At 75.2% G+C, this 23,353-nt stretch carries 19 protein-coding genes and 1 riboswitch; of the genes, 10 read left to right on the top strand and 9 right to left on the bottom strand.

Going from position 1 to position 23,353, the window contains the following annotated elements:
• Positions 1 to 22: 22 nt before the first annotated feature.
• Complete coding sequence (locus ACZ514_RS23825; RefSeq protein WP_469125596.1) at positions 23 to 1,435, bottom strand: hypothetical protein; 1,413 nt, start codon at positions 1,433 to 1,435, stop codon at positions 23 to 25.
• 140 nt (positions 1,436 to 1,575) lie between these two features.
• Positions 1,576 to 2,706: an alpha/beta hydrolase family protein gene (locus tag ACZ514_RS23820; protein ID WP_468167251.1), complete on the bottom strand. Its 1,131-nt coding sequence runs from the start codon at positions 2,704 to 2,706 to the stop codon at positions 1,576 to 1,578.
• Positions 2,707 to 3,048: 342 nt separating this feature from the next.
• Between ACZ514_RS23820 and ACZ514_RS23815 the strand changes: the two genes are divergently transcribed.
• From ACZ514_RS23815 to ACZ514_RS23785, 7 genes are all read left to right on the top strand, one after another.
• Positions 3,049 to 4,323, top strand: coding sequence for an inorganic phosphate transporter (locus ACZ514_RS23815; RefSeq protein ID WP_469125595.1), 1,275 nt, complete (start codon positions 3,049 to 3,051; stop codon positions 4,321 to 4,323).
• Between the two features lie 28 nt (positions 4,324 to 4,351).
• Entirely contained in the window at positions 4,352 to 4,573 is a 222-nt protein-coding gene (locus ACZ514_RS23810) for a hypothetical protein (RefSeq protein ID WP_468167247.1), read from the top strand.
• A 168-nt stretch (positions 4,574 to 4,741) separates the two neighbouring features.
• Positions 4,742 to 4,827, top strand: a riboswitch (cobalamin riboswitch).
• 58 nt (positions 4,828 to 4,885) lie between these two features.
• Entirely contained in the window at positions 4,886 to 5,860 is a 975-nt protein-coding gene (locus ACZ514_RS23805) for a cobalamin biosynthesis protein (protein WP_469125594.1), read from the top strand.
• Positions 5,857 to 7,377 carry a cobyric acid synthase gene (locus ACZ514_RS23800; RefSeq protein WP_469125593.1) on the top strand — a complete coding sequence of 507 codons (1,521 nt, stop codon included), beginning with the start codon at positions 5,857 to 5,859 and terminating at the stop codon, positions 7,375 to 7,377. The genes ACZ514_RS23805 and ACZ514_RS23800 overlap by 4 nt, the downstream gene beginning before the upstream one ends.
• Positions 7,378 to 7,498: 121 nt before the next feature.
• Complete coding sequence (locus tag ACZ514_RS23795; RefSeq protein ID WP_469125592.1) at positions 7,499 to 9,622, top strand: putative cobaltochelatase; 2,124 nt, start codon at positions 7,499 to 7,501, stop codon at positions 9,620 to 9,622.
• Positions 9,622 to 10,221 (top strand): cob(I)yrinic acid a,c-diamide adenosyltransferase, encoded by a 600-nt coding sequence (gene cobO / locus ACZ514_RS23790; protein ID WP_468764376.1) that lies wholly within the window; start codon positions 9,622 to 9,624, stop codon positions 10,219 to 10,221. The genes ACZ514_RS23795 and cobO overlap by 1 nt, the downstream gene beginning before the upstream one ends.
• A 5-nt stretch (positions 10,222 to 10,226) precedes the next feature.
• Complete coding sequence (locus ACZ514_RS23785) at positions 10,227 to 11,612, top strand: cobyrinate a,c-diamide synthase (protein WP_469125624.1); 1,386 nt, start codon at positions 10,227 to 10,229, stop codon at positions 11,610 to 11,612.
• A 20-nt stretch (positions 11,613 to 11,632) separates the two neighbouring features.
• On the opposite strand, the gene ACZ514_RS23780 is transcribed toward ACZ514_RS23785, so the two are convergent.
• Positions 11,633 to 12,397, bottom strand: a complete 765-nt coding sequence (locus ACZ514_RS23780) for a ZIP family metal transporter (RefSeq protein WP_468167239.1) — start codon at positions 12,395 to 12,397, stop codon at positions 11,633 to 11,635.
• 107 nt (positions 12,398 to 12,504) lie between these two features.
• On the opposite strand from ACZ514_RS23780, the gene cobC reads away from it, so the two are divergent.
• Complete coding sequence (gene cobC / locus ACZ514_RS23775) at positions 12,505 to 13,926, top strand: Rv2231c family pyridoxal phosphate-dependent protein CobC (protein WP_469125591.1); 1,422 nt, start codon at positions 12,505 to 12,507, stop codon at positions 13,924 to 13,926.
• Between the two features lie 165 nt (positions 13,927 to 14,091).
• Positions 14,092 to 15,291 carry a CapA family protein gene (locus ACZ514_RS23770; RefSeq protein WP_469125590.1) on the top strand — a complete coding sequence of 400 codons (1,200 nt, stop codon included), beginning with the start codon at positions 14,092 to 14,094 and terminating at the stop codon, positions 15,289 to 15,291.
• A gap of 4 nt (positions 15,292 to 15,295) precedes the next feature.
• Here the strand turns inward: ACZ514_RS23770 and ACZ514_RS23765 are convergent, their stop codons facing one another.
• Both ACZ514_RS23765 and ACZ514_RS23760 read right to left on the bottom strand, forming a co-directional pair.
• On the bottom strand, positions 15,296 to 16,186 hold the full coding sequence (locus ACZ514_RS23765) for an SCO1860 family LAETG-anchored protein (protein WP_469125589.1): 891 nt from the start codon (positions 16,184 to 16,186) through the stop codon (positions 15,296 to 15,298).
• 205 nt (positions 16,187 to 16,391) lie between these two features.
• Complete coding sequence (locus tag ACZ514_RS23760; protein WP_468697567.1) at positions 16,392 to 17,486, bottom strand: amidohydrolase family protein; 1,095 nt, start codon at positions 17,484 to 17,486, stop codon at positions 16,392 to 16,394.
• Positions 17,487 to 17,553: 67 nt separating this feature from the next.
• Between ACZ514_RS23760 and ACZ514_RS23755 the strand changes: the two genes are divergently transcribed.
• A complete protein-coding gene (locus ACZ514_RS23755; RefSeq protein WP_469125588.1) occupies positions 17,554 to 18,627 on the top strand; it encodes an aminotransferase class V-fold PLP-dependent enzyme in 1,074 nt (357 codons plus the stop codon).
• A gap of 109 nt (positions 18,628 to 18,736) precedes the next feature.
• On the opposite strand, the gene ACZ514_RS23750 is transcribed toward ACZ514_RS23755, so the two are convergent.
• The 4 genes from ACZ514_RS23750 to ACZ514_RS23735 all read right to left on the bottom strand — a co-directional run bounded on the left by ACZ514_RS23750 (position 18,737) and on the right by ACZ514_RS23735 (position 23,348).
• Positions 18,737 to 19,804 carry an aminotransferase class V-fold PLP-dependent enzyme gene (locus ACZ514_RS23750; protein WP_469125587.1) on the bottom strand — a complete coding sequence of 356 codons (1,068 nt, stop codon included), beginning with the start codon at positions 19,802 to 19,804 and terminating at the stop codon, positions 18,737 to 18,739.
• 109 nt (positions 19,805 to 19,913) lie between these two features.
• Complete coding sequence (locus ACZ514_RS23745; protein WP_469125586.1) at positions 19,914 to 21,818, bottom strand: DNA/RNA non-specific endonuclease; 1,905 nt, start codon at positions 21,816 to 21,818, stop codon at positions 19,914 to 19,916.
• A 272-nt stretch (positions 21,819 to 22,090) separates the two neighbouring features.
• The gene (locus ACZ514_RS23740) at positions 22,091 to 22,795 is read right to left on the bottom strand and encodes a DsbA family oxidoreductase (RefSeq protein ID WP_468697575.1); all 705 of its coding nucleotides are present in this window, start codon (positions 22,793 to 22,795) and stop codon (positions 22,091 to 22,093) included.
• A 61-nt stretch (positions 22,796 to 22,856) separates the two neighbouring features.
• Positions 22,857 to 23,348 (bottom strand): GNAT family N-acetyltransferase, encoded by a 492-nt coding sequence (locus ACZ514_RS23735; protein WP_468167221.1) that lies wholly within the window; start codon positions 23,346 to 23,348, stop codon positions 22,857 to 22,859.
• Positions 23,349 to 23,353 lie beyond the last annotated feature (5 nt).

The raw sequence follows: 23,353 nt of genomic DNA, 5'->3' as shown, positions 1-23,353 counted from the left end.
CCGCCGCCCCCGCTCCCGCGGGCTACGCGCCGCCGGTGTGGACCTGGAAGGCGGCCCGGCGGACCGCCTTGGCGAGGGCCGGGTCGGGGTGCGCGGCGGCCAGCGCGACCAGGACCTGCACGGTGCGCGGGTGGCCGACCGCGCGGACCTCGTCCAGCAGCCGGGGGACGGTGGTGCGGACGGCGGAGTCGAGGTGCCGGGCCAGCAGGTCGGCCTCGCCGTGGTCGGCGATGGCGGCGGCGGTGTCGACCCAGAGCCAGGTCGACTCCTCGGGGGTGAGGACGTCCTGGGCGTCGTCGGGGTCGGCCCCGTCGTGCTCGGCGAGCCAGAGCAGGGCGTACGGCCGCAGCGCGGGCTCGCGCAGGGCCGCGCGCACCTCGGGCTCGGCGGGGGCGCCGACCACGCGCAGGGCCTCGAAGGCCAGGCCGCGCAGCAGGGCGTCCTCCCCACGGGCCGCGTGCAGGAGCTCGCTGACGGCGTGGCCGACGGGCCGGGCGGCGAGCCAGGCCTGGTACTCGGCGCGGGCCGGTCCGGGCGTGAGGCGGGCGCAGCCGTGCAGCATGGCGGCGGCGGACTGCTCGATGTTCCCGGCCGGGCTCTGGGCGGCGACGCAGATCTGCTCGAGCTTCACCCACACGGCCCAGCTGCCGAGGGGGGTGAGGGTGGCCCGGGCGGGGCCGAGGGTGACGGCGTCCACGGCGGCGAGTCCGCCGAGGGCCCAGCGCAGCAGCCGGGCGAGCGGGAGGGGCCGGGGTTCGGCGGTGGCGGAGCCGGCGGCGGGCTCCGGGCCGTAGGGGACCTCGCAGCGCTCGTCGCGCAGCTCGGTGACCCGCTGGGTGAGGAGGTCCAGGAGGTCCGGGACGGAGACCGGGCCGGCGGACAGCTGGAGCAGCGACAGCAGCTGCGGCATGGCCTCGACCACTTCGGCGACGGCCGAGGGGGCGATGTCCGCGGGGGCCGGGTGGACGAGCGACCAGGCGTCGAACAGGGCGACCCAGCCGCGCAGTACGGCCGTGTCGTCGCGGCCCCAGGCCCGCAGCCGCCAGCCGGGGCGGGCGTGTCCGCCGTGCACCTCGACGAGGCCGGAGAGGCGGGCGCGGTCCCAGCCGACCTGGATCTGGCCGTGCGTCAGCCCCAGTTCCGCGGCGGCCCGTTCGACGTCGGCAGGGGGCAGCGCGCCCGCCGGTGCGGGGCGGCCGCCGTCGCCCGCGCCGAGGTTCAGCTCGGCCCAGCGGGCCAGCCGTACCGCGTCGGCGAGGGAGGCGCGGGCGCGGTTCGCCAGGTCTGCCGTGGCGGGGGTGCCCGCCGGGGGCCGGGTGGCCGACCGGGTTCGCCGGTCGGTCACCGCCTTGCGCGCCGTGGCGACGGAGCGCTGGGAGACGAGTCGGAGTCTGGAGTCGCGAGCCAACTGCTCATCAGGCTTTCGGGACGTCACGGAAGCAGTCTCGCCCGTCACTGGCCGAAAGCCCAAACGGAACCGGTCGTTTCCACAGGTCACGGGGTGGAGGAACCGGGATGAATCACCCGCCCCGTCCCGTCCGCCACAGCCCCTTCACCCCGGCGCCACACCACACGTCACATGAGCGGAATCAGGAAGCGCCGCAGCGCCTCCTCGTACCGCAGCGGGTCGGCGTTCCACATCGCCCCGTGCCCGGCGTCCATGACGGTGTGCAGGGTGACCAGGTCGGGCCGGGCGGCGGCGAGCCGGCGGGAGGGCTCCCAGGGGGCGACCGCGTCGGCCGGCCCGTGGAAGAGCAGGACGGGGACCCGCAGCGCGCCGGGGTCGGCCCCCGGGGCGAGGTGGTCGGCGCGCAGCCCGGCGCGGCCCTCGGCGGCCCGGACCGCGAGCGGGAGCAGCGGGGCCGGGGTGCGCCGGCCGGCGGCGAGGGCGCGCAGGGTGGCGTGCCAGTCCAGGACGGGCGAGTCCAGCACCACCCCGGAGACCCGCCCGGCCAGGGCGGAGCGCTCCAGGACGCGCAGGGCCATGGCCGCCCCGGTGGACCAGCCGTACAGGACCACCCGGCGGGCCCCGTAGCGCACGGCGTAGCGGATGGCGGCGTCCAGGTCCCGCCACTCCGACTCGCCCAGGTGGCCGAGGCCGTCCGGGGAGGCGGGGGCTCCGGGGTCGCCCCGGTAACCGAGGTCGAGCACGGGGAGGCCGTGGCGGTGCAGGAAGGGCATGACCACCATCGGGTGCTCGCGGCCGGTGCCGAGCCCGTGGACGGTGATCACCCAGGTGCCCCGGGCCCCGGGCAGGAACCAGGCGGGGAGCGGGCCGAGCTCCCCGGGCACGTCCACGTCGGCGTGGTCGAGCCCGAGGGCGGAGCGCGGGTCGCCCCGGTGGACCTGGGGGGTGAGGTGGACCCGCGTGCCGGGGGTCAGGCTGCCGTGGGTGACGGCGAGGAGACGGCGTACGACGGTGTCCGCGCCGTGCGGGACGTCGGTGAGGACGGAGCCGACCACGGCGTGCACCCCCGGCGCCTCCAGTCCGTGGACGCCGGGGCGCAGGGAGGCCAGCGAGCGGGTGAGGACCACCCGGCCGGGGCCGGTGGAGTGGACGCTGAGGCGGGGGCCGCCGGGCAGCGGGCGGCCGGGTTCGGGCCGCAGGGCGGCGTCGGCGGCGTACCGGCCGGCCGCGACCGCGGCCGCTCCGGCACCGATCAGGGTCGTGGTGACGGCCGCTGCCGTCGCTGTGGCGGTACGCACCGTTCCAGTCTCGGGGCGCGACGGCGCGGGGGCCACCGGAGGAGATCATTCCGCGCCTGGCGCGGCCGGGCCGGGCGGGATCCGGACGCGGCCCCGGAAGGAGTGATCTGCCTCTCTTCCGGGGGCCGGCGGGCGGCGGTCAGCGGGGCGTCGGATCGCACCGGACGGACCCGTTCACCCGCCTTTGACGTGCACGAACCGGGATGCCTACGAAAGAATCGGGACGAATGGCCTGATGGTGTGGCGCGTGGGGACACCGTGCCGCCCGAGTCAGTTCATCTTCCGTTCACCCAGGTTGCCTACGGTCGCCGTGCCACTGACGCCAAACAGAAGCCTGGGTAAATGGAGCACATAACGCTTCTCCTCGGGATCGTGATCATCACCGCTCTCGTGTTCGACTTCACGAACGGTTTCCACGACACAGCCAACGCGATGGCCACCACCATCTCGACCGGCGCCCTCAAGCCCAAGACGGCGGTGGCCATGTCCGCCGTGCTCAACCTCGTCGGCGCGTTCATGTCCGTGGAGGTCGCCAAGACGATCTCCAAGGGCCTCGTCAACGAGGAGGGCATCCAGCCGGAGGTGATCTTCGCGGCCCTGGTCGGCGCGATCCTCTGGAACCTCGTCACCTGGCTGGTCGGCCTCCCCTCCAGCTCCTCCCACGCTCTGATGGGCGGCCTGATCGGCGCGGCCGTCGCCTCCGCCGGCCTCGGCGCCGTCAACGGCAGCGTCGTCGTCACCAAGGTGCTCATCCCCGCCGTCGCCGCCCCGATCGTGGCCGGCGTGGCCGCGATGCTGGCCGCGAAGCTCACGTACAAGCTGAACGGCCAGGTCGGTCAGAAGACCTCCGTCAAGGGCTACAAGGCCGGCCAGATCGCCTCCGCCGGACTGGTCTCCCTCGCGCACGGCACCAACGACGCGCAGAAGACGATGGGCATCATCACCCTGGCCCTGGTCGCCGGCGGCGCGCTCGCGCCCGGTTCCAACCCGCCGGTCTGGGTCATCGTCTCCGCCGGTCTGGCCATCGCCATGGGCACCTACCTGGGCGGCTGGCGCATCATCCGCACCATGGGCTCCGGCCTGACCGACCTCCAGCCGCAGCAGGGCTTCGCCGCCCAGACCTCGGCCGCGAGCGTCATCCTGGCCTCCTCCAGCCTCGGCTTCTCCCTCTCCACCACGCACGCCTGCTCCGGCGCCGTCATGGGCGCGGGCCTGGGCCGCAAGGGCGGTGTGGTCCGCTGGTCCACCGCCACCCGCATGTTCATCGCCTGGGGTCTGACCCTGCCGGCCGCCGCCCTGGTCGCCGCCGGCGCCGAGCTGGTCATGCGCACCGGTGACGTCGGCGTCGCCGCCGTCACGGTCTTCCTGGTCGCCTCCTGTGCCGCCATCTGGTTCATCTCCCGCCGCCAGGTCGTCGACCACACCAACGTCAACGCCCCGGCCGCGGACGCCTCCGCGGCCGAGCAGCCCGGCGTGGTCACCACCGCCATGGCCGCCGTCGCCGTCCCGCCGGCCGCCGGCACCACCGCGGCGGTGACCGACGAGGACCTCAAGGCCACCATCCCGGCCGCGACGGCCGCCCCCACGACCCCGGCGGCTCCGGCCGCGGCGGTCTGAGCCCGAGAACGACAGAGGAAACGGCAGTATGAAGATCGACTGGGCAGCACTCGGCTCCGTCTTCGGGGTCAGCCTCTCCGCCACCGTCGCCCTCGTGGCCCTCTTCACCCTCGGCCTGGTGGGCCTGTCCAAGCACGAGGCCGCCACCGAGCAGGGCGGAACGGCCGGCCTGGCCCGCAGCGGCGCCTACGCCTGCTTCGCGCTCTGCGCGGCGGCCGTGGCCTACGGGATCTACCTGATCGTCAGCTGACACCGGCCGACACCGGGCACCGCGTACGAAAGCTCCCTCCGGGATCCCCCGGAGGGAGCTTTCGCGCACCCGCGCCCCTTCTCCGCCGTCCGTCCCACCAGGTCAACGGCAAGTTGACGGGCGTTCGCAGGCCGTGGTGGACTGCCCGAGCCAATACGGCGGCATGGAGAGGAAGTCCGGTGCGAATCCGGCGCGGTCCCGCCACTGTCACCGGGGAGCGCACGCGACGCGTGCGCCCCGGGAGCCAGGAACTCTCGCCGCCGGACACGTCGAACCAGGGCGCGGACCCTGAGTGAGGACATACCTGCCACCATGCGTGCCGACCGCGTCTTCGCGTACGGCGTCACGGCGGGGCTGATCGGCGACCGGATCCTCGGGGATCCGCGCCGGGGGCACCCCGTGGCCGCCTTCGGACGAGCCGCCGCCGCAGTCGAGGGCGCCCTGTGGCGCGACGACCGCGCGCGGGGCCTCCTGCACACCCTCCTCTGCGCGGGCGGCGCCGCCGCCGTCGGCGCGCTGGGAGCGCGCGCCGTGCGCTCCCGGCCCGCGGCGGCCCGTATCGCCCTGACCGCGGCGGCCACCTGGGCCGTCGTCGGCGGCACCTCGCTGGGCCGGGAGGCCCGCGCGATCGGCGGGGCGCTCGCCGCCGGGGACGCGGAGGTGGCCCGGGAACGGCTCCCCCACCTGTGCGGGCGCGACCCCCAGGCCCTGGACGAGCAGCAGATGGCGCGGGCCGTCGTGGAGTCCGTCGCCGAGAACACCTCCGACGCGGTGGTCGGGGCCCTGGTGTGGGGTGCCGTCGCCGGCGTCCCCGGGCTGCTGGCCTTCCGCGCCGTGAACACCCTGGACGCCATGGTCGGCCACAAGTCGCCCCGCTACCTGCGCTACGGCTGGGCCTCCGCCCGACTCGACGACGTGGCGGGCTGGCCCGGCGCCCGGCTCACGGCCCTCGCCGCCGTGGCGGCCGGTCCCGACCGGCGGGGGGCCGTACGGGCCTGGCGCGCGGACGCCGCCGCCCACCCCAGCCCCAACGCCGGGCCGGTGGAGGCCTCCTTCGCCGGGGCGCTCGGCGTGCGGCTCGGCGGGACCCTGTCCTACGGGGGCCGGGTCGAGCACCGGGCGGTGCTGAACGGGGAGCGGGGGCGGCCCGTGGAGGCCGCGGACATCGAACGCGCGGTACGGCTGTCCCGGCGGGTGACCTGGCTGGCGCTGGGGGCCTGCGTGGCGGCCCGGACGCTGGCGGCCCGCTCGTGGACGGGCCGCCGCACGAGGAGGGCGGGGAGATGAGCGGCACGAAGCGCGGCGGCGGACTGCTGGTCGCGGGTACGACTTCGGACGCGGGCAAGAGCGTGGTCACGGCGGGCATCTGCCGCTGGCTGGCCCGGCAGGGCGTGAAGGTGGCCCCGTTCAAGGCGCAGAACATGTCGCTGAACTCGTTCGTGACGCGCGAGGGCGCCGAGATCGGCCGCGCCCAGGCCATGCAGGCCCAGGCGGCCCGGGTGGAGCCGACCGCGCTGATGAACCCCGTGCTGCTCAAGCCGGGCAGCGACCGCAGCAGCCAGGTGGTGCTGCTGGGCAAGCCGGTGGGCGAGATGAGCGCCCGCGGCTACCACGGCGGCCGGCAGGAGCGGCTCCTCGGCATCGTCACGGACTGCCTGGAGCAGCTGCGGGGCACCTATGACGCCGTGATCTGCGAGGGGGCGGGCAGTCCGGCCGAGATCAACCTGCGCCGGACCGACATCGTGAACATGGGGATCGCCCGCGCCGCGCGGTTCCCGGTGGTGGTGGTCGGTGACATCGACCGGGGCGGGGTCTTCGCCTCCTTCTTCGGCACGACGGCCCTGCTGTCCCCCGAGGACCAGTCGCTGATCGCCGGATACCTCGTCAACAAGTTCCGCGGTGACGTGTCGCTGCTGGAGCCCGGCATGGAGATGCTGCGCGGCCTGACCGGGCGGGCGACGTACGGCGTGCTGCCGTACCGGCACGGGCTGGGCATCGACGAGGAGGACGGCCTGAGGGTCTCCCTGCGCGGCGCGGTGCGCGAGTCCATGGTCGCGCCGCCGGTCGGCGAGGACGTGCTGCGGGTCGCGGTGTGCGCGGTGCCGCTGATGTCGAACTTCACCGACGTCGACGCGCTGGCGGCGGAGCCGGGCGTGGTCGTGCGGTTCGTGGACCGGGCCGAGGAACTGGCCGACGCGGACCTGGCCGTCGTACCGGGTACGCGCGGCACGGTGCGGGCCCTGGAGTGGCTGCGGGAGCGGGGACTCGCGGACGCGCTGGCCCGCCGCGCCGCCGAGGGGCGCCCGGTGCTCGGCATCTGCGGCGGCTTCCAGGCCCTGGGCGAGCACATCGAGGACGAGGTCGAGTCCCGGGCGGGCTCGGTGGCGGGCCTCGGGCTGCTGCCGGTCCGGGTGCGGTTCGCGCCGGAGAAGACCCTGGCCCGGCCCACCGGTACCGCCCTGGGCGAGCCGGTGGACGGTTACGAGATCCACCACGGGGTCGCCGAGGTGCTGGGCGGGGAGCCCTTCCTCGACGGGTGCCGGGTCGGATCGGTGTGGGGCACCCACTGGCACGGCTCGCTGGAGTCGGACGGCTTCCGCCGGGCGTTCCTGCGGGAGGTGGCGGCCGCGGCCGGACGGCGTTTCGTCCCGGCCCCGGACACCTCCTTCGCCGCCCTGCGGGAGGAGCAGCTGGACCTGCTGGGGGACCTGATCGAGGAACACGCCGACACCCGCGCGCTGCTGGCCCTCATCGAGGGGGGCGCCCCGTCCGGCCTCCCCTTCCTCCCGCCGGGTGCCCCGTGAGGGCCTCCGGCGTCCCCGTGGACCCGGGGACCGGAGAAGCGGTCCGGTCAGGTGCCCGCGCCGCGGGCCACCCTCGCTCCCTGGGCGGCGGGCGCATTCCACTCGAAGGAGCGATCAGCGGATGAGCATCACCCATTTCCCGTTCACAGCGGTGGTCGGCCAGGACGACCTGCGGCTGGCCCTGCTGCTCAACGCCGTGAGCCCCGCGGTCGGCGGCGTGCTCGTGCGCGGGGAGAAGGGGACCGCCAAGTCCACCGCCGTGCGCGCGCTGTCGGCGCTGCTGCCGCAGGTCGACGTCGTCCCCGGCTGCCGGTTCTCCTGTGCGCCGGACGCACCGGACGCGGCCTGCCCCGACGGGCCGCACGAGCCCGGCCCGGGCCAGGCCAGGCCCGCCCGCATGGTCGAGCTGCCCGTCGGTGCCTCCGAGGACCGGCTCGTCGGCGCCCTGGACATCGAGCGGGCCCTCGCCGAGGGCGTGAAGGCCTTCGAGCCGGGGCTCCTCGCCGACGCGCACCGCGGGATCCTGTACGTCGACGAAGTGAACCTCCTCCACGACCACCTGGTGGACGTCCTGCTCGACGCGGCCGCGATGGGTGCCTCGTACGTGGAGCGCGAGGGCGTCTCCGTACGGCACGCCGCCCGCTTCCTGCTCGTCGGGACGATGAACCCCGAGGAGGGCGAGCTGCGCCCGCAGCTCCTGGACCGCTTCGGCCTGACCGTCGAGGTCGCGGCCTCCCGGGAGCCCGGGCAGCGCGTCGAGGTGGTGCGCCGCCGGCTCGCGTACGAGGACGACCCCGCGGGCTTCGCCGCCCGCTGGGCCGCGGACGAGCACGAGGTGCGCGCCCGGGTGGTGGCGGCGCGGGCGCTGCTGCCGCGGGTACGGCTCGGGGACACCGCGCTGCTGCGGATCGCCGCCGCCTGCGCCGGCTTCGAGGTCGACGGGATGCGCGCCGACATCGTGATGGCCCGTACCGCGACGGCGCTCGCGGCCTGGGCAGGGCGGACCTCCGTACGCAAGGAGGACGTCCGCCAGGCCGCCCTGCTGGCCCTCCCCCACCGCCGCAGGCGGGCGCCCTTCGACGCGCCGGGCCTCGACGAGGACAAGCTCGACGAGATCCTGGACCGGTTCCCCGACGAGGAGCCCGACCCGGAGCCCGAGCCCGACCCGGAGCCCGAGGGTCCGGACGACGGCGGCGACGGCGGCGACGGGGGCGGACCCGGCGGGGGCGGCGGGGTGCCCCCGCAGGGCGGCGGACCCGAGAGCGGGCCCGGGACCGGGCACACGCCGGACACGCCGGAGGGGCCCGCCGAGGCCGAACCGGCCGGCGAGGCCCCCGAGCCGGAGCCCTCCGCCCCCCGGGGCGGGGCCGGCGGCGCCGAGCAGGCCGCCGTACGGGCCGCCGAACCGTTCCGCACCAAGATGCTCAGCGTGCCCGGCCTCGGCGAGGGCGCGGCCGGGCGGCGTTCTCGCGCCCGCACCGCGCACGGCCGCACCACCGGCGCCCAGCGGCCCCGGGGGCAGCTGACGAAGCTGCACCTGGCGGCCACCGTGCACGCCGCCGCACCCCACCAGAAGGCGCGCGGGCGCGCCGGGCGCGGCCTCGTCGTCCGCAAGGACGACCTGCGCCAGGCCACCCGGGAGGGCCGCGAGGGCAACCTCGTGCTCTTCGTGGTGGACGCCTCCGGCTCGATGGCGGCCCGGCAGCGGATGAGCGCGGTCAAGGGCGCGGTGCTCTCCCTGCTCCTGGACGCGTACCAGCGCCGCGACAAGGTCGGCCTGATCACCTTCCGCGGGGCCGGTGCCGAGCTGGCGCTGCCGCCGACGTCCTCGGTGGACGCGGCGGCCGCCCGGCTGGAGAAGCTGCCGACCGGCGGCCGCACCCCCCTCGGCCCGGGCCTGCTCAAGGCCCACGAGGTGCTGCGGATCGAACGGCTGCGGGACCCCTCGCGGCGCCCGCTGCTGGTGGTCGTCACCGACGGGCGGGCCACCTCGGCCGGGTCCCTGGGCGGTGACCCGCGCGAGCTGGCGGGGCGCAGTGCCCGGCTGCTGGCGGCCGGGGGGATCGCCTCGGTGGTCGTGGACTGCGAGTCCGGGCCGGTCCGGCTCGGGCTGGCGGGGGCGCTGGCCGCCGATCTGGGCGGGCCGGCGGTGACCCTCGACGGGCTGCGGGCCGATTCGCTGGCCGGGCTCGTGAAGAACGTACGTACCGCAGTGACATCCGAATCCTCCAGGAGGGCCGCGTAATGCCGCAGGGACAGCCGACCGTCGTTCCGGACGACGGGCTCACGACGCGTCAGCGCCGCAACCGCCCGCTCGTGTTCGTGCACACCGGCCCGGGCAAGGGCAAGTCGACGGCCGCGTTCGGCCTGGCGCTGCGCGCCTGGAACCAGGGCTGGCCGATCGGGGTGTTCCAGTTCGTGAAGTCGGCGAAGTGGAAGGTCGGCGAGGAGAACGCGCTGAAGGTGCTGGGCGCCTCCGGCGAGGGCGGTTCCGTCGTCTGGCACAAGATGGGCGAGGGCTGGTCCTGGGTCCAGCGGGACGCGCAGCTCGACAACGAGCAGGCCGCCAAGGAGGGCTGGGAGCAGGTCAAGCGCGACCTGGCCGCCGAGACGCACCGGCTGTACGTGCTCGACGAGTTCGCGTACCCGATGCACTGGGGCTGGATCGACGTCGACGAGGTGATCGAGGTGCTGCGGAGCCGCCCCGGGACCCAGCACGTGGTCATCACGGGCCGCAACGCGCCCGAGAAGCTCGTGGAGTTCGCCGACCTGGTCACCGAGATGACCAAGGTCAAGCACCCCATGGACGCCGGCCAGAAGGGCCAGAAGGGCATCGAGTGGTGACGTCCGTGAACGTGCCCCGGCTGGTCATCGCCGCGCCGTCCTCCGGCAGCGGCAAGACCACCGTGGCGACGGGCCTGATGGCGGCCTTCGCGGAGCGCGGCCTCGCCGTGTCCCCGCACAAGGCCGGGCCCGACTACATCGACCCCGGCTACCACGCCCTGGCCACGGGCCGGCCGGGGCGCAACCTGGACGCCTTCATGTGCGGGCCGGAGCTGGTCGCGCCGCTGTTCGCGCACGGCTCCGCCGGGTGCGACCTCGCCGTGGTCGAGGGCGTGATGGGGCTGTACGACGGGGCCGCGGGGCGGGGTGAGCTCGCCTCGACGGCGCAGGTGGCGAAGCTGCTGCGGGCGCCCGTGGTGCTGGTGGTGGACGCCTCCTCGCAGTCGCGGTCGGTGGCGGCGCTGGTGCACGGCTTCGCCTCGTTCGACCCGCGGGTGCGGCTGGGCGGGGTGATCCTCAACAAGGTGGGCTCCGACCGGCACGAGGCGATGCTGCGGGAGGCGCTGGAGGAGGCCGGGATGCCGGTCCTCGGTGTCATGCGGCGGGCCCCGCAGGTGGCGACGCCGTCCCGGCACCTCGGCCTGGTGCCGGTGGCGGAGCGGCGGGCCGACGCCCTGGCCGCGGTGGCGGCGCTGGCCGCGCAGGTGCGGGCCGGCTGCGACCTCGACGCGCTGATGGCGCTGGCCCGGACGGCCCCGGAGCTGGACTGCGCGGCGTGGTCGCCGCGGGACGCCGTCTCCGCCGTCGCGGACACCGTCTCCGCCGTCGCGGAGCCCGGGGGCCGGCGGCCCGTCGTCGCCGTCGCGGGCGGGGCCGCGTTCACGTTCTCGTACGCCGAGCACGCGGAGTTGCTGACGGCGGCCGGAGCGGAGGTGGTCACCTTCGACCCGCTCCGGGACGAGGCGCTCCCCGAGGGGGCCCGCGGACTGGTGATCGGCGGCGGGTTCCCGGAGGTGTACGCGCCGGAGCTGTCGGCGAACGAGCCGCTGCGCAAGGCCGTCGCGGACTTCGCGGCGTCCGGCGGGCCGGTCGCCGCCGAGTGCGCGGGGCTGCTGTACCTGGCGCGTTCCCTGGACGGGAAGCCGATGTGCGGGGTGCTCGACGCCGACGCCCGGATGTCGGAACGGCTCACGCTGGGCTACCGGGAGGCGGTGGCGGTGACGGACAGCTCGCTCGCCGCCGCGGGGACGCGGCTGCGGGGGCACGAGTTCCACCGGACGGTGATCGAGCCGGGTGCCGGAGCCGAGCCGGCGTGGGGGTTCACGCATCCCGAGCGCCGCGTCGAGGGCTTCGTACGCCAGGGCGTCCACGCCAGCTACCTGCACACCCACTGGGCGGCGCGGCCCTCGGTCGCCCGGCGCTTCGCGGAAGCCGCGGCAGCCCACCGGTGACCGCCCGCCCCGGCCGGCGGTCATTCGGCGAGGCCGACCACGAGCCAGATCCCCGCCACTCCCCCCACCGTGCACATCAGCGTGGAGAGGGCGGGGTGCCGGTGGTGCGCCTCGGGGAGGATCTCGGCGGCGGCCAGGTACAGCAGGGCGCCGCCGAAGAATCCGAGGTACGCCCCGAGGGGTTCCTCCGGAAGGGTGAACAGCAGGGTGGACGCGGCGCCCACGACCGGCGCCACGGCGTCCGCGAAGAGCATCATCAGGGCCTTGCGGCGGGCGTTCCCGTAGAGGCGGGTGAGCGTGTACGTGTTGAACCCGTCGGCGAAGTCGTGGGTGATGACGGCCAGCGCCACGGCCACGCCCATGCCGCCGCCGACCTGGAAGGCCGCGCCGAGGGCCACGCCGTCGGCGACGCTGTGGCCGACCATCGCGGCGGCCGCGGTGAGGCCGACCTGCGGGACGCGGGCGCCGCCGGGACCGTGGCGGTCCTCGCCGGCGGCCGCGCCCTCGGTCCCGGCGCCGTGCGCGGCCTGGCGTACGGCGAGCAGGCGCTCCACCACGTGGGCGGTCAGGAAGCCGCCCACGAAGAGCAGCAGGGCCAGCGGTACGCCGAACACCTCTTCGCCTGCCGCGTGCATGGCCTCGGGCAGCAGGTCGAGGCCCACCACGCCGAGCATCAGCCCGCCGGCCAGGCCGAGCACGAGGTGGCGGCGGTCGGTGACGCGTTGCGCCGTCCAGCCGCCGGCCAGCGTCATCAGGAACGCGCCCAAAGCCACGATCACCGCCATGTGCCCCTGCATACCGACTGGCGGCCGGGTGCGCACTTCCGTGCGCGGGGGGCGGGCGGCAGCGTGTTGACGACGAGAGACGGACGAGGGACGGAGGAGGGATCGCTGTGGGCGAGTACGTGACGCGGCTGGTGGTCGGGGTCGGCGGGCGTGCGGGGGTCTCCGTCGAGGAGGTCTGCGCGCTGGTGGAGGAGACGCTCCGGGGGGCCGGGCTGGCCGCCGGGGCGGTGGCGGCGCTGGCCACGGTGGAGTCGAAGACCGGGGAGCCGGGGATCGCGGGGGCGGCGAAACGTTTCGGCGTGCCGTTGGTCGGCTATCCGGCGGACCGGCTCGCGCGCATCCCCGTACCGCACCCGTCGGCGGCGGTGCGGGACGCCTCCGGCACGGCCTCGGTGGCGGAGGCGGCGGCGCTGGCCGGCGGCGGGGAACTCCTCGTGCCGAAGCGGCGCTCGGTCGCGGCGACCTGCGCGGTGGCCACCGCCGAGGACCACGACCTGCGCCACCACGGGGACGTGGAGGTCGCGGACGCGGGCGGCGCGCTGGTGGACCTGGCGGTGAACGTACGCGCGGACACGCCGCCCCGGTGGCTCAAGGAGCGGATCGCGGCCTGCCTGGGCGACCTGGCGGCCTACCCCGACGGCCGGGCGGCGCGGGCGGCGGTGGCGGCCCGTCACGGGCTGCCCGTCGAGCGGGTGCTGCTGACGGCGGGGGCGGCGGAGGCGTTCGTGCTGATCGCACGGGCACTGGGGGCCGTACGGCCGGTCGTGGTGCATCCGCAGTTCACCGAGCCGGAAGCGGCCCTGCGGGACGCCGGGCACCGGGTGGAACGGGTGCTGCTGCGGGCCGGGGACGGCTTCCGGCTGGACCCGGCGGCGGTGCCGGAGGAAGCCGACCTGGTGGTGGTCGGCAACCCCACCAACCCGACGTCGGTCCTGCACCCGGCGGGGGTCCTGGCGGAGCTGGCCCGGCCGGGGCGGATCCTGGTGGTGGACGAGGCGTTCATGGACGCCGTCCCGGGCGAGCGGGAGGCGCTGGCCGGGCGGATGGACGTACCCGGACTGGTCGTGCTGCGGAGCCTGACGAAGACGTGGGGGCTGGCCGGGCTGCGGATCGGCTACGTGCTCGCGGAGCCGGAGGTCATCGCGAAGCTGGCCGGGGCGCAGCCGCTGTGGCCGGTGTCGACGCCGGCGCTGGTGGCGGCGGAGGCGTGCGTGTCGGCGGCGGCGCTGGCGGAGGCGCAGGACGCGGCGCGGCGGATCGCGGTCGACCGGGAGCACCTGCTGGCCGGGCTGGCGGAGTTCGAGGAGGTGCGGGTGTCCGGGGTGGCCGAGGGGCCGTTCGTGCTGGTCCAGATCCCGGGCGCGGCGGAGGTCCGCACCCGGCTGCGCGCGCTGGGCTTCGCGGTGCGGCGGGGGGACACCTTCCCGGGGCTGGACGCGACGTGGCTGCGCCTGGCGGTCCGCGACAGGGCGACGACGGGGAGGCTGCTGCAGGCGCTGGACCACGCGCTCGCGCTGGCCGCGCGGTAGGGAGGCGGCGGGGGCGCCGCCCCGGCCGGGCGGATGGCGTCGCCGTCGCCCCGGGGGCCGGGCGGGGCCGGTGCCGGAGCCGGCGAGCCTGCCCGTCGTACCGGTCCGGCGCGGGGGCTCCGGGGCGCCTACGATGGCCGGAACTACGGCAACGGGGGACGGTCCATGAAGGTGGCGGCGCGGATAGCGGTCGGGCTGGCCGGACTGGTGGTGGTCGGCGGGGGCGTGTACGCCGCGCCCCGGCTGCTGGGGGACGGGGCCACCGCCCCCGAGCAGCGGCTCGGGGCGAAGCCGGGGACCGACCGGTCCGTGCCGGGCGGGACGCCGTTCACGCTGGTCGCGACCGGCGACATCATCCCGTACCCCTCGATCATCCAGCGGGCGGCGGACGACGCGGGCGGCAAGGCCGGGGAGTACGACTTCCGGAAGATACTGGCGGGCGTGAAGCCCATCGTGTCCGCCGCCGACCTGGCGATATGCCACCACGAGATACCGTACGGGCGGCCCGGCGGCCCCTACACCGGCTATCCCGCCTTCAAGGCCCCGCACCAGCTGGCCGACGCCCTCAAGGACGCCGGGTACGACAGCTGCTCCACCGCTTCGAACCACACCCTCGACGACGGCTACGACGGCCTCACCCGCACCCTCGACCACCTCGACCGGGTCGGCCTCAAGCACGTCGGCTCGGCGCGGAGCGCCGACGAGGCCAAGGCGCCGGCCCTGCTCTCGGCCGGCGGCGCGAAGGTCGCCCAGTTGGACTACACGTACGGGACCAACGGCATACCGCTCCCGGCGGGCAAGCCCTGGGCCGTCAACCTGATCGACCAGGGCCGCATCATCGCCGACGCCCGCGCGGCCCGTGCGGCCGGCGCGAACGTCGTCGTCCTCAGCATCCACTGGGGCACCGAATGGCAGACGGCGCCCGACCAGCAGCAGCGCGATCTGGCGCAGGCGCTGACGGCCTCGCGCGGGGCGGACGGCCTCCCCGACATCGATCTGGTCCTCGGTACCCACAACCACGTGCCGCAGCCCTACGAGAAGATCAACGGCACCTGGGTGGTGTTCGGCATGGGCGATCAGGTCGCGAGCTTCTACGAGGCGGAGAAGGCGCGGGGCAACATGTCCTCGATCCCCCGGTTCACCTTCGCCCCGGCGGCGGGGCGCCCGGGCCGCTGGGAGGTCGTCAAGGCCGAGTACTTCACGCAGTTCTCCGACATGGGCCCGCCCTTCCGGGTCGTGTGCACCTCCTGCGCGGCGGACGGCGCCGCCCGGAGGTCCGACCACGCCCGGGCCGACAAGGAGGTCACGGCGGCCGTCACCTCGCGCGGCGCCGTCGGCCAGGGGCTGGAGCGGGCCTCGCGCTGACCGGCTAGCGGGTCCTGCCGCGGCGGGTGACGACGAGGGCGCCCGCGCCGATGCCGAGCAGCAGGAGGGCGCCGCCGGCGACGTACGGGGTCACCGAACCGGCCCCGGTCTCGGCGAGGTTGGCCTGGGGCACGGTCTGCGGCTTGACGTCCGGCTTCGCCGCGGGGCCGGGGCCCGGGGCGGTTCCCCGGGGGGCCTCGCAGTGCGCTTCGGCGAGCACGACCTCGCCGTCGACCTCGGCCACGTTCAGGTTCAGCGGGTTGACCGACACCTTCAGGCGCAGCGCGGACGCGGCGGCGGTGGTGGAGGTGGTCCGCGTACCGGAGAGTTCCAGGGAGACCAGGCCGACGCCGGGCACCTCGACCTTGGTGGGGCCGCCGGAGGTGAGGGTGACCTTCTTGCCGAGGGCGGTGACCGTGCCGAGGACGTTGGAGGAGGCGACGGGCTTCTTCCCGGCCTCGCAGACGGCCTTGGAGGTGACCTCCTCGACCTCGATGAGGGAGAGCGCGGGCAGGCCCGGGACGTGCACCTTGGCGTGGGCGAGGCGCGACTCGGCCTCGGCGCGGCTCTTGTCGGCGGTCGCCCGGGCGGTGGCGACGTCCGCCCGCAGGACACTGACCGGCCGCCCCTGTTCGGCCCCGTCGAGGGTGACGGTGAGGGCGGTCTTCGCGGCGGTGGCGGGGGCGGTGACCTCGTTGAGGGTGGCCTTCAGCGGGACGTGGACGGCCTTGTTGAGCAGGCCCACGTCCAGTCCGGTCCGCAGAACGACGGCGCCGGACGTTCCCTCGCTCCCGGTGCCGCCGCCCGTGGCGAGGGCGGCCGGCGCGGCGAGCAGGGCCACCGCTCCCGTGGCGAGCAGAACGGCCGCGGGCATGCGGAAGGTGTTGCTGTTCAAGATGGTGGAACCCCCGGGGAGTTGGGTGCCGTCGCGGCGCCAATGGGGGACATCGCGCACGCCGACGGCTTCGACGTTCGAATCCTTGCGCACCGGGAGTGAACGGTCAGCGACCTGACGTCACTTCACCCCAAAGGGTGGTTTCCATGCATGTATTCGATTTTCCGCGCCCCGTCCGGCCCAGGAGTCCCGCCCGCCACACCGTCTAGGCCCGGACCACCCCGTTCACGACGACCCGCTCCGGCTGCGCCAGGGCCCGTACGTCGGCCCGCGGGTCGGCGGCGTAGACCACGAGGTCGGCGGGGGCGCCCTCGGTCAGACCGGGCCGGCCGAGCCAGTCGCGTGCCGCCCAGGCCGTCGCGGAGAGGGCGTCCAGCGGCGGGATCCCGGCCTTCACCAGCTCCGCGACCTCGGCGGCGACCAGGCCGTGCGGCAAGGAGCCCCCGGCGTCCGTGCCGACGTACACCCGGATGCCCGCGTCCCAGGCCGCCCTGACGGTGTCGTAGCGCCGCTCGTGCAGCCGTCGCATGTGCGCCGACCAGCGGGGGAACTTCGCCTCGCCGCCCGCCGCCAGCTTCGGGAACGTCGAGATGTTCACGAGGGTCGGCACGATCGCCACGCCGCGTTCCGCGAACAGCGGGATGGTGTCCTCGGTGAGCCCCGTGGCGTGCTCGACGCAGTCGATGCCCGCCTCGGCCAGGTCCCGCAGCGAGTCCTCCGCGAAGCAGTGCGCGGTGACCCGGGCCCCGAGCCGGTGCGCCTCCGCGATGGCGGCCTCGACCTCGGCGCGGGGCCAGCAGGCCGTCAGGTCACCGGCGTCGCGGTCGATCCAGTCCCCCACCAGCTTCACCCAGCCGTCGCCGCGGCGGGCTTCCCGGGCGACGTACTCCACGAGCTCGGGCGGCTCGATCTCGTGGGCGTAGTTGCGGATGTAGCGGCGGGTGCGGGCGATGTGGCGGCCCGCCCGGATGATCTTCGGCAGGTCCTCGCGGTCGTCGATCCACCGGGTGTCGGAGGGAGATCCGGCATCGCGGATGAGCAGGGTGCCGGCGTCCCGGTCGGTGAGCGCCTGCCGTTCGGCGGTGGGGGCGTCGACCGGGCCGTGGGCGTCGAGGCCCACGTGGCAGTGGGCGTCGACCAGGCCGGGCAGGACCCAGCCGGTGACCGTGGTGACCTCGCGGGCGGCGGCCGGCCGCTCGAAGGTGACCCGCCCGCCGACGACCCACAGTTCGTCGCGCACCTCGTGGGGCCCGACCAGGACCCGCCCCTTCACATGGAGCACACCGTTGTGATCACTCATGCCCGCACTGTACGTGCGGGCTGGGTAGGCTCGGCCGGTAACCCCGGATGACGAAGAGAGCACCGACGTGAGCCACCCCTTGCTGGACCTGCCGCCGCTGACCGCCGAGCACTTCGCGTCGATCGAGCGGGGGGTCGCGCGGCTGCTGGAGACCCGGAACGACGTGGTGGTCACCCAGGGCGAGGCGCTGCTCCCGCTGGAAGGGTGCATCCGCTCCGGGGCGCGGCCGGGTTCGACGGCGCTGAACATCGTCACCGGGCCGTACGGGACCACCTTCGGCAACTGGCTGCGCGACGCCGGGGCGGACGTGCTGGACCTGGCGGTGCCCTTCGACACGGCCGTCACCGGTGAGCAGGTCGCCGCGGCGCTGGCCGCCCGCCCGGAGATCGACTTCGTCTCGCTGGTGCACGCCGAGGCGGCCACCGGGAACACCAATCCCGTCGCGGAGATCGGCGAGGCGGTACGGGCCCACGGGGCGCTGTTCATGCTGGACGCGGTGGCGTCGGTGGGCGCCGAGCCGCTGCTGCCGGACGCGTGGGGCGTGGACCTGTGCGTGATCGGCGCGCAGAAGGCGATGGGCGGCCCGGCGGGGGTGTCGGCGGTGTCGGTGAGCGGGCGCGCCTGGGAGCGGTTCGCCGCCAATCCGGCCGCGCCGCGCCGTTCGTACCTGTCGCTGCTCGACTGGAAGGAGCGCTGGATCGACGCCGGCCGCAAGGCGCTGCTCCACGCGCCCGCGCAGCTGGAGATGCTGGCGCTGGAGGCCTGCCTGGACCGGATCGAGGCCGAGGGTCCCGCAGGCGTCATGGGGCGGCACGCGGCGGCCGCCCGGGCCACCCGCGCGGGCGCCGAGGCGCTGGGCGTCGCCCCATGGGTCGGGGACCCGGCCCAGGCGGCGCCGGTGGCGACCACGCTGCGGGTCGCGGACGCCTCGCTGGTGGTGGCGGAGGCCCTGGCGGCGGACCTTTCGGCCCCGCTCGCGGCGGGCGGCGGGGTGCTGGCCGGGGAGATGGTGCGGGTCAACCACTACGGCCCGGCGGCCTCGCCGGAGGCGGTCGGGGCCGCGCTGGGCGCGCTGGCCCGGGCCCTCGGCGCGGATCCGGCGCCGGCCCTGGCCGCGGCCTCGGCGGCCTGGGTGGCGTAGCGGTCCCGGGTCGGTCAGGTCGCGGGCGACGGCGGATCGCCGCGGTCCGGGCCGGTCCGGATCCGGTGCTGGGTCGGTCCGGGTCGCCGCGGTCCGGGTCCGGCGCCGGTCAGCCGGACAGGACGTCCAGCAGCCGGTCGACGTCCGCCTCGGTGTTGTAGAGGTGGAAGGAGGCCCGCAGGGCGCCCCCGCGGGCGGAGGTGTGGACCCCGGCGGCCGCCAGGTCGGGCTGGCGGTGTGCCAGGCCCGGTACGGAGACGATCGCGGCGTCGCCGGGGACGGGCTCGTGGCCGAGACGGGCGAGCCCGTCCCGGTAGCGGGCGGCGAGGGCGGTGTCGTGGGCGTGGACGGCCTCGATGCCGACGCGCTCCAGCAGGGCCAGCGAGGGCTCGGCGGCGTAGTAGGGCAGGAAGGCCGCCGACTCGTCGAAGCGGCGGGCGTCGGCCGCGAGTCGCCGCATGGGGCCGTAGACGGCCTCCCACTTGGACTCGGCCGCCACCCAGCCCGCGTGCAGCGGGGTCAGTCCGGGCTGGGCCTCGGCGGAGACCGTCAGGTACGAGGCGCCGCGGCCGCCGAGCAGCCACTTGTAGCCGCCAGTGACGGTGTACTCGTACGGCGAGGCGTCGAAGGGCAGCCAGCCCGCGGCCTGCGTGGCGTCGACGAGCATCCGGGCGCCGTGCGCGGCGGTCGCGGCGCGGACGGCGGCGAGGTCCGCCGTACGGCCGTCGGCGGACTGTACGGCGCTCAGCGCGACCAGGGCGGTGTCCGGGCGGACGGCCTCGGCGAGGGATTCCAGCGGGGCGAAGCGGACCTTGAGGTCGCCGCGCAGCACGAACGGGTTCATGACGGAGGCGAAGTCCCGCTCCGGGACCAGGACTTCGGCGCCGGCGGGCAGGGAGGCCGCGATCAGGCCCACGTGGGTGGCGACGGACGACCCGACGGCCACGCGCCGTGGGTCGACCGCGACGAGCCGGGCGAAGGCGGCCCGCACCCGCTCGACGCGGTCGAAGTCGCCGGCTCCGGCCGGGAGTCCGGCCCCCGCCGCTTCGGCCAGCTCCCGGACCGCGGCGACGGCGGCCTTCGGGAGCACGCCGGCGCCCGCGGTGTTGAGGAAGGTGGTGGAGTGCGCGAACTCGTCGGCGCACGCGCGGGAGACGTCGGAGAGCGGAAGATCCATGGCGTCCACTCTGAGCCAGGAACAACCCAAAGTCCATTGCCGGGTTTTGCGTGACCAGCCAAAGGGTTGCTTATGAAGGCGGCGGAGCGGCCGGGTGCGGACCGGCGGCTCAGCTCCAGTCGATGTCGGCCTGGCGTTCCAGCGGCGCCCGGTCTTCCAGGGACTCCGGCACCACCAGCGTGTCGGCATCGGTGATCACGGCGGGGAAGCGGATGCGGGCCTGCTTCTGGATCTCCGCGACCTTGACCTGGAACGTGCGGAACTCGTCCAGTTCCAGGGCCTCGGGCAGGACGAGGTGCTGGGCCAGCAGGAAGGCCTTGGCCCGGAACGCGCCGTGTTCGGAATAGGCGATGACCTTCCAGAACGCGCGCGGTATCCGCACCCCGCGGAAGAGGCGGTCGTCTTCCTGGAAGACCGGGCCGCCGAACACGCTCACCCTCAGACCGTCGACCTCGACGTCCTCGAACACCGCGTCCTCCAGCCTCCCCCAGAGCCCGGCCCGCTTGCTCTGGTTGAAGTCGTCCATCTGCGGAGTGATGTTGGTGTAGAAGAAGGAGTCCTCGTTGGCGCGCTGCGCCTCGGGCAGCGGCCCCCAGCAGACGTCGGCGCGACGCGCGATGTGGCCCCGGTCGAGCCGGTTGGTCCTGCCGCCCTTGTCCTTGTACAGCTCGTTGTCGACCTGGTCCCCGGGCGACAGGCGGGGGTCCTTGACGAAGTCGATCCCCTTGCGGTCGAGCTTCTTGAGCGTCCCGCCGTCTATGTTCCAGGCCACCCATATCGCGAAGCGCCTCTCCTTGCTCAGGGCCAGCGAGAAGTGCGTGTACGGGATCACCTCGGAGCCGTCGAGGCGTACGGCGGTGTCCCTGATCGACGGGGCGAGCGACGGGGTGCCCACCGGCACCGCGAGGAAGCCCGGGTCATAGCCCGCCGGGTCCTCCCGCGAGGCCGCCGCCGGAGGGTCCAGGGTGATCTTCAGCTGATCGAAGACCGGGCGCGGGAAGCAGGCCAGCGCCCGGTCCACGGGATCGGACTCGTCCTCACCGCCGAAGTGCAGGCCGGCCAGTACGTCCGAGGGCCTGCCCGACCGCTTCTTGAACACCCACGCCGAACCGGAGTCGCCGAACGTGCTGATCTCACCGCCGTCCGGGGGGTGCCGGGGATCGGGGCCGATCTCGAAGCACTCGATCTCCTTCACCCCCGTCGGCGGCCCGTAGGGGACGCGGACCTTGACGAAGGGGCGGGTCACGATCCCGTGCGTGACGCCCGTGGTCCGCCCGGACTTCACGACCTTGTCGTCGATGTGCGGCTCCCCCAGCCGCCTCGGCGTGACCCCGAGACCGAGGATGGCGGTGTCGACCCCGCGCCCGGTGACGGTCGACACGGCGCAGTCCCCGAAGGTGCCCAGATGACCGCGTCGGAGTGCGCCGATCCGGTTGACGGCGAAGCGGCTGTCGTCGTCCGTCCCCGGCTGGACGACCTCGTCGCCCGCCTTGCCCTTGCGGCCGTTCAGCACGTGCCAGTTGCTCAGCAGACAGACGGCACCGTCGTTCTTGTCGTAGACGATGCAGCCGAGGGTGCCCGCGTGGAGGCGGACGTTCCCGACGCTCACACCGGGACGGACCGGGTCGACGCGCTTCTGCCGCTCGGGCGTCTGCGCCTCCGGTACGACGAGGAAGTGCGGCCGGTAGCTGCGCTCGATCACGTCGGTGGGCAGCACGATGCCGTCGCCGATGTCGACGGCCGGGGGTATCTCCGTGGTCCCCAGGAGCCGCATCCCCTCCGGCCGCACCTTGGTGTCGACCGTGAACTGGAGGGTCAGCTCCTTGCCGCGCTTGCCCTTCGTCTCCTTGTAGCCGATGCCGATCGAGGAGATGTTCGGGTCCTTGAGGTAACTGGACCCGTGGGTACGGATGTACTGCTTGGCCGAGCTGATGAGCCTGTCCTGCCCGTCCGCCGGGGTGGCGGCCCCGGACCCTGACCCGGCCTTGGCGGACGCACGCTTCCTGGCGGCCATCGGGGTCTCCTTCCGCAAAGGAGTCGAGGTCCCCGAGCTGGTTGAAGCCGAAGCCGGAGTCGAAGCCGGCCGGCGCACCGGAGCAGGCCGGAGCCCGCACCGTGCGCGCACGTCCAGCCTACGGCGGAGCCCCCGGGCGGGCGCGCCGGCGGCCCGGTGGTGGGGGCGGCACGGGTACGGGCACTGCGGGTGGTACGGCGGCGGGGCGCCCGGTACGGAGGTACGCGGGCGCCCCGGATCGGCGGGGAGCGGTTCAGGCTCCGCGCAGCGGTTCAGGCACCGGGGACGGCGCAGGCGCCGTCGGGCTCGCAGGCGTCGGCGGCGGCGGTCTCCACGGTCTCGCGTCCGGCCCAGGCCTGCTCCAGCGCACGGGTGAACACCTCGGCGGGCTGGCCGCCGGAGATGCCGTAGCGCCGGTCCAGGACGAAGAACGGCACGGCGTTGGCTCCCAGTTCGGCCGCCTCGCGCTCGTCGGCCCGCACCCGGTCCGCGTAGGCGGAGCCGTCGGCGAGGACCGCCCGGGCCTCGGCCTCGTCGAGCCCGGCCTCCACGGCCAGCGCGAGCAGCGCCTCGGGGTCGAAGACGGACCGCTCCTCGGCGAAGTGGGCGCGGAACACCAGGTCGAGGAGTTCCTCCTGCCGGCCCCGGGCGGCGGCCAGGTGCAGCAGGCGGTGGATGTCGAAGGTGTTGCCGTGGTCGCGGCCCTCGGTCCGGTACTCCAGCCCCTCGGCGCGCGCACTGGCGGCGACGTGCTCCTCCATGCCGCGCGCCTCCTCGAGGGTGCGGCCGTACTTGCGGGCGAGCATCTCCAGGACGGGGGCGGTGACGCCCCTGGCGGCGTTCGGGTCCAGCTCGAAGGACCGGAAGACGACCTCCACCTGGTCGCGGTGAGCGAATTCGGCCAGCCCCTTCGTGAACCGGGCCTTGCCGATGTAGCACCACGGGCAGGCGATGTCGCTCCAGATCTCGACGCGCATGTTCCTTCTTCTCTCCAGGGAGGACCAATCGGTTAGCGTTTCAACCAACTGGTCTTCCGTCTCATTCCCCGGACGCCGGGCCGACCTCCAGCCGGAGCGTGCGGTGGGAGCCGGCGGGCGCCCCGTCGGGCTGCGGCCGCCAGCCGTGGGAGGCGTAGAAGGCCTGGGCGCGCAGGTTGTGCCGGTAGACCTCCAGGCGGACCCGCTCGATCCCGGCCCGCCGCCACTCGGCGAGGCAGGCGGCGTGCAGGGCGGCTCCGGTGCCGCGGCGCCAGTGGCCTGGGTCGACGTGGAGCTGGGTCAGCGTGGTCACTCCGTCGGCCGTGAGGTAGGCCGCCACCCCGGTGACCTCGCCGTCCCGCTCGGCGCACAGGACCCGCCCCTGGGCGGCGGGCCGGGCCACCGCCCGCGACCAGGCCTCGCGGGTGCGGGCGAGCTCGGCCTCGCCCGCGTAGGCCTCTTCGGGGACGTGGCCCCGGTAGTAGGTGGCCCGGGCACGGGTGTGCAGGGCGACGATGGCGTCGAGGTCGGAGGCCTGTGCGGTTCGGATCATGAGAA

It is taken from the genome of Streptomyces sp. NPDC034086, from assembly GCF_055575515.1.
This window is presented reverse-complemented; position numbering and strand designations above follow the sequence as displayed.

Coding starts and splice junctions, on each gene's coding strand:
- ACZ514_RS23815 (WP_469125595.1), top strand. CDS start 3,049: ATGGAGCACATAACGCTTCTCCTCGGGATCGTGATCATCACCGCTCTC.
- ACZ514_RS23810 (WP_468167247.1), top strand. CDS start 4,352: ATGAAGATCGACTGGGCAGCACTCGGCTCCGTCTTCGGGGTCAGCCTC.
- ACZ514_RS23805 (WP_469125594.1), top strand. CDS start 4,886: ATGCGTGCCGACCGCGTCTTCGCGTACGGCGTCACGGCGGGGCTGATC.
- ACZ514_RS23800 (WP_469125593.1), top strand. CDS start 5,857: ATGAGCGGCACGAAGCGCGGCGGCGGACTGCTGGTCGCGGGTACGACT.
- ACZ514_RS23795 (WP_469125592.1), top strand. CDS start 7,499: ATGAGCATCACCCATTTCCCGTTCACAGCGGTGGTCGGCCAGGACGAC.
- cobO (WP_468764376.1), top strand. CDS start 9,622: ATGCCGCAGGGACAGCCGACCGTCGTTCCGGACGACGGGCTCACGACG.
- ACZ514_RS23780 (WP_468167239.1), bottom strand. CDS start 12,397: ATGGCGGTGATCGTGGCTTTGGGCGCGTTCCTGATGACGCTGGCCGGC.
- ACZ514_RS23770 (WP_469125590.1), top strand. CDS start 14,092: ATGAAGGTGGCGGCGCGGATAGCGGTCGGGCTGGCCGGACTGGTGGTG.
- ACZ514_RS23760 (WP_468697567.1), bottom strand. CDS start 17,486: ATGAGTGATCACAACGGTGTGCTCCATGTGAAGGGGCGGGTCCTGGTC.
- ACZ514_RS23750 (WP_469125587.1), bottom strand. CDS start 19,804: ATGGATCTTCCGCTCTCCGACGTCTCCCGCGCGTGCGCCGACGAGTTC.
- ACZ514_RS23745 (WP_469125586.1), bottom strand. CDS start 21,818: ATGGCCGCCAGGAAGCGTGCGTCCGCCAAGGCCGGGTCAGGGTCCGGG.
- ACZ514_RS23740 (WP_468697575.1), bottom strand. CDS start 22,795: ATGCGCGTCGAGATCTGGAGCGACATCGCCTGCCCGTGGTGCTACATC.
- ACZ514_RS23735 (WP_468167221.1), bottom strand. CDS start 23,348: ATGATCCGAACCGCACAGGCCTCCGACCTCGACGCCATCGTCGCCCTG.